The sequence below is a fragment of the Planctomycetia bacterium genome, from assembly GCA_021413845.1.
In the GTDB taxonomy this organism is placed as follows: domain Bacteria; phylum Planctomycetota; class Planctomycetia; order Pirellulales; family PNKZ01; genus PNKZ01.
The window spans coordinates 23,481-30,765 of sequence record JAIOPP010000044.1 but is presented as its reverse complement, the minus strand read 5'-3'; the positions used below and the strand labels follow the sequence as shown (position 1 = coordinate 30,765).

At 59.9% G+C, this 7,285-nt stretch carries 8 protein-coding genes; 2 read left to right on the top strand and 6 right to left on the bottom strand.

Translation table 11 applies throughout. The features are described from left to right. A partial coding sequence (locus K8U03_08540) for a PD-(D/E)XK nuclease family protein (protein MCE9604934.1) occupies window positions 1-505 on the top strand: 505 nt, incomplete at its 5' end. 10 nt (window positions 506-515) lie between these two features. Here K8U03_08540 and K8U03_08535 read toward each other — a convergent pair. Both K8U03_08535 and K8U03_08530 read right to left on the bottom strand, forming a co-directional pair. Further along, window positions 516-779, bottom strand: coding sequence for a transposase (locus tag K8U03_08535; protein ID MCE9604933.1), 264 nt, complete (start codon window positions 777-779; stop codon window positions 516-518). Further along, the gene (locus K8U03_08530) at window positions 776-1,180 is read right to left on the bottom strand and encodes a helix-turn-helix domain-containing protein (protein ID MCE9604932.1); all 405 of its coding nucleotides are present in this window, start codon (window positions 1,178-1,180) and stop codon (window positions 776-778) included. The genes K8U03_08535 and K8U03_08530 overlap by 4 nt, the downstream gene beginning before the upstream one ends. Before the next feature lie 111 nt (window positions 1,181-1,291). Here K8U03_08530 and K8U03_08525 point away from each other — a divergent pair, with 111 nt between their 5' ends. After that, window positions 1,292-1,531, top strand: a complete 240-nt coding sequence (locus K8U03_08525; GenBank protein ID MCE9604931.1) for a hypothetical protein — start codon at window positions 1,292-1,294, stop codon at window positions 1,529-1,531. Here the strand turns inward: K8U03_08525 and K8U03_08520 are convergent. The 4 genes from K8U03_08520 to K8U03_08505 form a co-directional block, all read right to left on the bottom strand. Then, window positions 1,522-1,992 (bottom strand): NUDIX domain-containing protein, encoded by a 471-nt coding sequence (locus K8U03_08520; GenBank protein MCE9604930.1) that lies wholly within the window; start codon window positions 1,990-1,992, stop codon window positions 1,522-1,524. The genes K8U03_08525 and K8U03_08520 overlap by 10 nt on opposite strands. Window positions 1,993-2,609: 617 nt before the next feature. After that, a complete protein-coding gene (locus tag K8U03_08515) occupies window positions 2,610-4,223 on the bottom strand; it encodes a response regulator (protein MCE9604929.1) in 1,614 nt (537 codons plus the stop codon). 2 nt (window positions 4,224-4,225) lie between these two features. Next, window positions 4,226-4,675, bottom strand: coding sequence for a response regulator (locus tag K8U03_08510; GenBank protein MCE9604928.1), 450 nt, complete (start codon window positions 4,673-4,675; stop codon window positions 4,226-4,228). Next, complete coding sequence (locus tag K8U03_08505) at window positions 4,676-7,024, bottom strand: PAS domain S-box protein (protein MCE9604927.1); 2,349 nt, start codon at window positions 7,022-7,024, stop codon at window positions 4,676-4,678. Between the last annotated feature and the right edge of the window lie 261 nt (window positions 7,025-7,285).

The window sequence follows — 7,285 nt, the reverse complement described above, 5'->3', positions numbered from 1 at the left end:
GTTCGCCGCCTTTCAAGCCAGCGACTTCGCACGGCCCGCGGGACGAATCCTCGGCGTCGAAGAAGAGCTGAGAGCGTCGATCGTTCCAGGATGTCCCGAACTCCTGGGGCGTCTCGACTTGATCGCCGAGACGAACGAGGCAGTCATCGTTTCGGACTTAAAGACTTCTCGGTCGCGCTGGTCATCGAACCAAGTCGAAGAGTCTTCCGAACAGCTATTGCTCTATCACGAGCTGGTCAAGACGTTCGCACCGACGAAACGCATCCGCTTACAGTTCGCCGTCCTGACGAAAGCGAACAAGCCGGGCCTGGATCTGATCGAGGTGCCGGTGATTCAACAGCAAATCGATCGCACGAAGCTCGTCGTCGAGCGCGTGTGGCGCGCCATTCAAGCCGAGGTTTTCTATCCGGCACCGTCTGCGATGCAGTGTTCGACCTGCTCTTACCGAACGCCTTGTCGAGACTGGACCGGCGTTCTTCCTTCCAACCAAGAAAACACGCCATGATCTGGAACGACTATCTTCGGATGAGCGTCGGCACGAGTTGTTGCTCGACGTAGGCGACGAACATCGGACCGTCGAGCGCGCCGTCGACGACGGTCGGGGCCGTAAGTCCGCTCGAGCGCAGAGCGGCGACGAAGGTCGTCGTCTTCCAATGGCCGTACGGCGTCTTGTCGACCAAGCGTTCGCTCCGCAGCGCTCGACCTCGCAAGCGCGTCATGTTCGTCGCGGTCGAGGTCTCGTCGAGGAACACGTACCGCTCGACGTCGAGGCCCGTCATTTCGGCTTGCCACCGCGCACGTTCTTCGCGGACGTCGGGCCGGTCTTGCTCGGCGGCGTGGACGACTTTTTTTTGAACGACAGCTTCAGCGCGTCGAGCGCGCGCCAGAGCGTCGTCACGCTGACGGCGACCGGCAACTCGGCCCGCAGTTCTTCCAGCGTCGCATCGGGCTGCTTGCGGACCAGCGACCGCAGTAGTTCGGAGTGCTCCGCCAAGACCTTCTTCGCCGACTTCGGCCGCGACGAACGGGGCGTCGTCTCGCCCGTCTCCCGACGCCGCTGCTTCAAACGCCGAATCCAAGATTCGCTGACCCGATACTTCGTCGCCGCGACCCGCGTCGACATTCCGCCGTCGCAATCCTCCAAGATCCGCGCACGCAGATCCCGCGAATAAGCATCCATGACAAGTCCTCCCGTGACTCGCCCTGTCTTACCGCATTCGCCGCAATCGCGCTAGACCCTCAGGAAAAATGCTCTAGCGGTATAGGTACTCTTATTCGAGGATGAATACCCATGGCCAAGATCCCTTCCCGGAAGTTCTCGACGACCAAGAAGAAGATCGCCTCGCGAGGCTTCTCGAAAGCGAAGACGAAAATTCCCTCGCGAGGATTTACCAAGGCGCCGAGAGCGGAGAAGAAGATGGAGGCTCCGGTCCTTATGGATCGCCCGGCCGACGAACAGGCTCGTCAGAAACGTGTCGCGGACCTGAAGGCTCAAGCAAAGTTGAAGCCCGCCAGCGAGCTTCAGGACTGACTTCGCGCTAGAAGATTGTCGAGTTCGTCGAGCAGCGGCATCTGCCCGACGTTGATCTTTCGCTTGGCCGTGGCGACGTCGAAGAACTCCGCTCGGTCGATCTCCGGAAATTCGATCGTTCGTCCAGATCGAGGGGGCCACGCCATTCGGACCGTGTTGCCAACGACCGAGCTTGGATCGCATTCCCCCGGGAAGGCCCAAGCATGGACGGTCTTACCGCCCTTTTGTTTCACCGGCGCCAGTGCGTGGAACGGACCGTCGGGCGCGAAGCCGAGTTCTTCCTGAAATTCCCGCCTCGCGCAGGCCAGGAGCTCTTCCTCCGGTACGACTTCCCCTTTAGGAATCGACCACGCCCCTTCGTCCTTGTTCGTGAAAAATGGCCCGCCGGGATGGACGAGCAGGACTTCGAGCATGCCGTCGCGACGACGATACATCAGCAGCCCGGCACTGACACGAGGCATCGGCGACCTTTCTTCATCTGAGCACACCGCCACGAAATCCGGTAACGGCGGAATAGCACTTCAAAAATCACAGCACCGTTTCGGCTTACTTGCGTCATAGTCCCGTGCGGTCGCCGATTCACTCACCGACATCGCATCCGTGGAGGCTCGTCCGGAGATCGCGTAACTTACAGCGTCGTTCTGCGCCCTGGAGTAATAAGAAGCCTAAGCCCCTGCTAATCGTGCTGACGAGCGGGAAACCCGTCCCTGCTGTCTAAGGCATCAGTAATGCAGGGGATTTCCCTACGCGATTTATGAAAAGGATCGGAGTTGAAGCCATGGACGGAGGAACGGAACGACCGCGATCCATTTTGTTGTTACTACACCAAAAGGCGATTCTCGCCCGTGCCCAGCGGACAGCTCGATAAAGTCGTGACGCGTTGGAACGCCTGCTCCGCTCTCGAAAAACGGAACCAGGCTCAGACGCAATGTCGATCAGTCGGAACTGAGATCGCCCGACGATCGGAGGAAACGGTACGAGCGAAAAAGTACCGAGTCAGCGAAAGCGTAGGCCGATGGGCTACTCAAGCGGGACAACGCGTTGCTGAATTTCGTCGGCCGCATGCGGGGCAAACCCGTTAGGTGTTGGCCGACTGCAACGAAATCATCAGGGCGCGCAGGGCGTCGGCATTCACCGGCTTCACGAGATGGTGATTGAACCCAGCCGCTTGCGTGCGACGACGATCTTCCGGCTGACCCCAACCGGTCACGGCGACGAGGATCAGATCTTGATACTCGGTCCGCTGTCGAATCCGTCGGGCGACCTCGCAGCCATCCATCCCTTCCATCCCGATGTCGAGCAAAACAACGGCCGGACGAAAAAGATCGAGAACTTCCAGGGCCGATCGACCGTCGTAGGCAACGTTCGTTTCGGCGCCCATGAGTCCTAACAACATCGCCATCGTCACCGCCGAGTCTCGATTGTCGTCGACGACCAACACGCGGCGCGGCGCGGTGACTTCCGAGCGCGATTCGCCGACGACCTCCGTCGATCCATCGCCCGGAGCCGAAGCCAACGGCAGGCGGACGACGAATTCGCTCCCCCGCCGCGGGCCTTCGCTGCGAGCCTCGACGCTGCCGCCGTGCATTTCGATGAGTTGTCGTACGAGTGCCAAGCCGATACCGAGTCCGCCTTGGGCGCGACCGAGATGACGATCCACTTGAGTGAACAGATCGAACACCCGGGGGATCATTTCCGACGGAATGCCGACGCCGTTGTCGATCACTGAGACCGCGACTTCGTCACCGTTCCGCAACGCGGTGATCGAAATCCTCCCACCCGACTCGGTATACTTGGCGGCGTTATTGATCAGATTGGCGAAGACCTGAGCGATCCGGACGCCGTCGACGTGTAGCGGGAGCGACTCGGGCGGAAGATCGACCGTCAACTGATGTTTGGCGGCATCGACGAGCGGTTTGCTGGTTTCTACGGCATTGCGGATCAGGTCCGCCAGCTCGATGCGTTCTTTGCGCAGTTCGATCTTGCCTCGCGTGATGCGCGAAATTTCCAGCAGATCGTCGACGAGACGGACCATGTGATCGACTTGCCGATCCATCATTTCGTAGATATGCGCCGACGACTCGCCGCTCGAGCCGCTCATCCGCAAGATTTGCAGCGAGTTGCGGATCGGCGCGAGCGGATTACGGAGCTCGTGCGCGAGCGTCGCCAGAAACTCATCTTTTCGTTCGTTGGCCAACGTGAGGGCATCGGCCTTCTCGCGCAAGTCTGCGATTAACTGGATCCGTTCTGCGGTAAGGCGCGCAACCTCCGCGCTCTGAAAATTCACTTGTCGCCGCAGCCGCAGTTTTTCCAGTCCGGAATGGACCGCTTTGCAGAGGGGACCTCCTTCATTCGCTTTGATGAGGTAGTCATCGGCACCGTTTTTCAGCGCCTGCACGGCGACCTTCTCGTTGCCGTGCCCCGTGAGCATGATCACGGAGCATTCCGAGAGCTCGAACTCCTGATCGAGTCGATCGAGGAATTCGATCCCGCTCAAATCGGGCAGCTGGAAGTCGAGCAGCACGCAGTCCGGTTTCACCTCGCTGAAGAGCCGCAGCCCTTCCACGCCGGAGGAGGCTTCGGAGATGACGAACTCGCCGCCGTCGACATCGGCTTGCAGCCAGCGCCGATACGCCAGCCGGTCTTCGGGGCTGTCGTCGACGACCAAAATGTGACTGGCGAGTACGCTCACGGCTAAGCCTCCGTCTTCGGAAGCACCACGACCTCGAACCAATAGTCCTTCAAACGCTGAATCGATTGCATGAAACCGCCGAGATCGACGGGCTTCTTCACGTAGCTGTTCGCACCGGAGAGATAGCAGCTTTTGATGTCGCGATCGTCGGTCGAAGTCGTGAGCACGATGACGGGGATCGATTTCAGGGCATCGTTCTGCTTGATCTCCGACAGCACCGCGCGTCCGTCCGTACCCGGCATGTTCAAGTCGAGGAGAATGAGATCCGGTCGCGGCGCGGTCGCCGCATCGGCGTAGCGGCCCCGTTGGAAGAGATACGCCAGCGCGTCCTCGCCGTCGGTGCAGCAGTTGATCGGATTCGCGAGACCGGCTTTGCGCAACGCCCGGATGGTCGCTTCGCGGTCCTCCGGGCTATCTTCTACGAGCAGCATGCAGTGTTGAGCCGTGACCATTTATTCCCCAGCGAGCGTAAAGTAAAACGTGGTGCCGATGCCGTCTTGCGAGTGGATCCAAATCTGTCCGCCGTGCCGCTCGATGATCTTCTTCACGATGGTGAGTCCGACGCCGGTGCCGCCGCCGAACTCGTCTCGGGCGTGGAGCCGCTTGAAGATCTTAAAAATCGCGTCGTGGAATTTTTGCGGGATGCCGATGCCGTTGTCGCGCACGTAGAACGTCATCGGATGACGATGCCCCTCGATCACCGCGGGCGGCAACTGCTCGGGCGTGAGTTCGGTCGTGTAGCCGATCTCGATCCAGCGCTCCGGCTTGTCGTTGTACTTCATCGAGTTGGTGATCAGGTTGCGAAACACTTCGCCGAGCCGGACTCGATCGCAGTGGATCACGGGGAGCGAGCGAGGAATCCGCAGCTCGACGTTTCGTTCGTCGAGCACGATCTTGAGCGAATCGATGACCTCCGCTACGAGCTCGTCAAGATTGCTCGGCCGGATCGCGAACTCTTGGCGACCGACCCGCGAGAATTCCAGCAAGGAATCCAAGAGCACATCCATCCGTTGCGTGAGCCGCTTGAGGGTCTCCAGTTTCGCGACGCCGTCTTCGTTGAGCTTTTCCTGGTAGTCTTCCAAGAGAAACGTCGCGTAGTTGTGGATGCCGCGGAGCGGCTCTTTGAGATCGTGCGAGGCGATATAAGCGAACTCGTCGAGCTCTTGGTTGCTCCGGAGCAACTCTTGATTTCGTCCTTGGATCTCATCGGCGTAGAACATCAACTGTTTCTCGGTCTTCTTCCGGTCCGTGATGTCGCGCACGATCCCGGTGAAGAGTTGCCGGTGCCCGAGCTTCACTTCGCTCACCGCGAGGTCCATCGGAAACGTCGAGCCGTCTTTGCGCAGCCCGACCACTTCGCGACCGATGCCGATGATCTTCTTCTGCCCGGTCGTGAGATAGTTGCGCAGATACCCGTCGTGCTCGTCACGGTAAGGATCCGGCATCAGCATCTTGACGTTCTTGCCGATGACTTCCGCCGAAGGATAGCCGAAGAGCTTTTCGGCCGCGGGATTCATCGATTCGACGCTCCCGCGGGCATCGATCGTAATGATGGCGTCGACCGCCGTTTCCAAGATCGTGCGGGTGCGGGCCTCGCTCTCTTCCAACTGCTGGATCGCATGCCGCACGTCGGAAATGTCACGGGCGATGCCGGTGAACATCCGCCGATCTCCCAAGACCAGTTCGCTCACCGCCAAGTGCATCGGAAAGCGCGAGCCGTCTTTACGCAGGCCGATGACTTCACGGCCGATGCCGATGATCTTTTTCACGCCGGTCTTGAGGTAATTGTCGAGATAGCCGTCGTGCTCGGTCCGGTACGGGTCGGGCATCAGCATCTTCACGTTCTTGCCGAGTACCTCGGCCGACTTGTAGCCGAACAGCCGCTCGGCAGCCGGGTTCATCGATTCCACTCGACCGTCCGTCTCGATCGTGAGAATGGCGTCGACCGCCGCATCGAGCACGGCTCGCGTACGCGATTCGCTGTCTTGCAGCGAGCTGATGGCTTGGCGCATGTCGGTGATGTCGCGGGCAATGCCCGTGAACATCCGCTGGTTGCCCATCTTCAATTCGCTGACCGCCAAGTGCATCGGAAACTGCGAACCGTCTTTACGCAGGCCGATGACTTCACGGCCGATGCCGATGATCTTCTTATGGCCGGTCGTTAGGTAGTTGACAAGGTAGCCGTCGTGCTCGCCGCGATAGGGGTCGGGCATGAGCATTTTGACGTTTCTGCCGATGACCTCCTCCGTGGCATATCCGAAGAGCTTCTCGGCCGCGGGATTCATCGATTCCACGGTCCCGTACTGATCGATCGTCATGATCGCATCGACGGCCGCGTTCAGAATGGCGCGAGTCCGCGCCTCGCTGTACTGTAGTTCGCGCACCGCCGTCGTGAGGTCGGTGATGTCGCGGGCGATGCCCGTGAACATCCGCCGCTCCCCCAGGTGCAGTTCGCTCACGGCCAAGTGCATCGGGAACTGGGAGCCGTCTTTGCGCAGACCGGTCACTTCGCGACCGATGCCGATGATTTTCTTAATGCCCGTGTCACGATAGTTCTTCAAGTACCCGTCGTGCTCGTCCCGATACGGATCGGGCATCAGCATTTTGACGTTCTTGCCGATGACCTCCGCGGACGGATAGCCGAAGAGCCGCTCCGCAGCCGGATTCATCGACTCGACCGTGCCGCGCTCGTCGATCGTGATGATCGCGTCGACCGCCGCATCGAGAATCGCTCGGGTCCGCGCTTCGCTTTCCAGGAGCGCGAGATTCGCGAGCGAACGATCGGATTTGTCGGGAGTCACGCGAGATCCTTACGTAAAGTTGAATCGCATTGCTCGAAACGCCGTGACGCCGTCGAGGTGAGCCGCCGACTTTCGGAGAGAGGGGTGGATCAGACCGAACCGAGACAATGATAGCCCGGCTGCGACGCGCAAACAGCATGCGCTATTAAGACTCGCGCCAAATTTTTCCGATCGTCGGAGGACGCGACACACGACTTCGTCGTCCAATCCTAGTTACGTTACCGCGACCGACGTTGAAAGACACGAACCTGATGGAAAAGA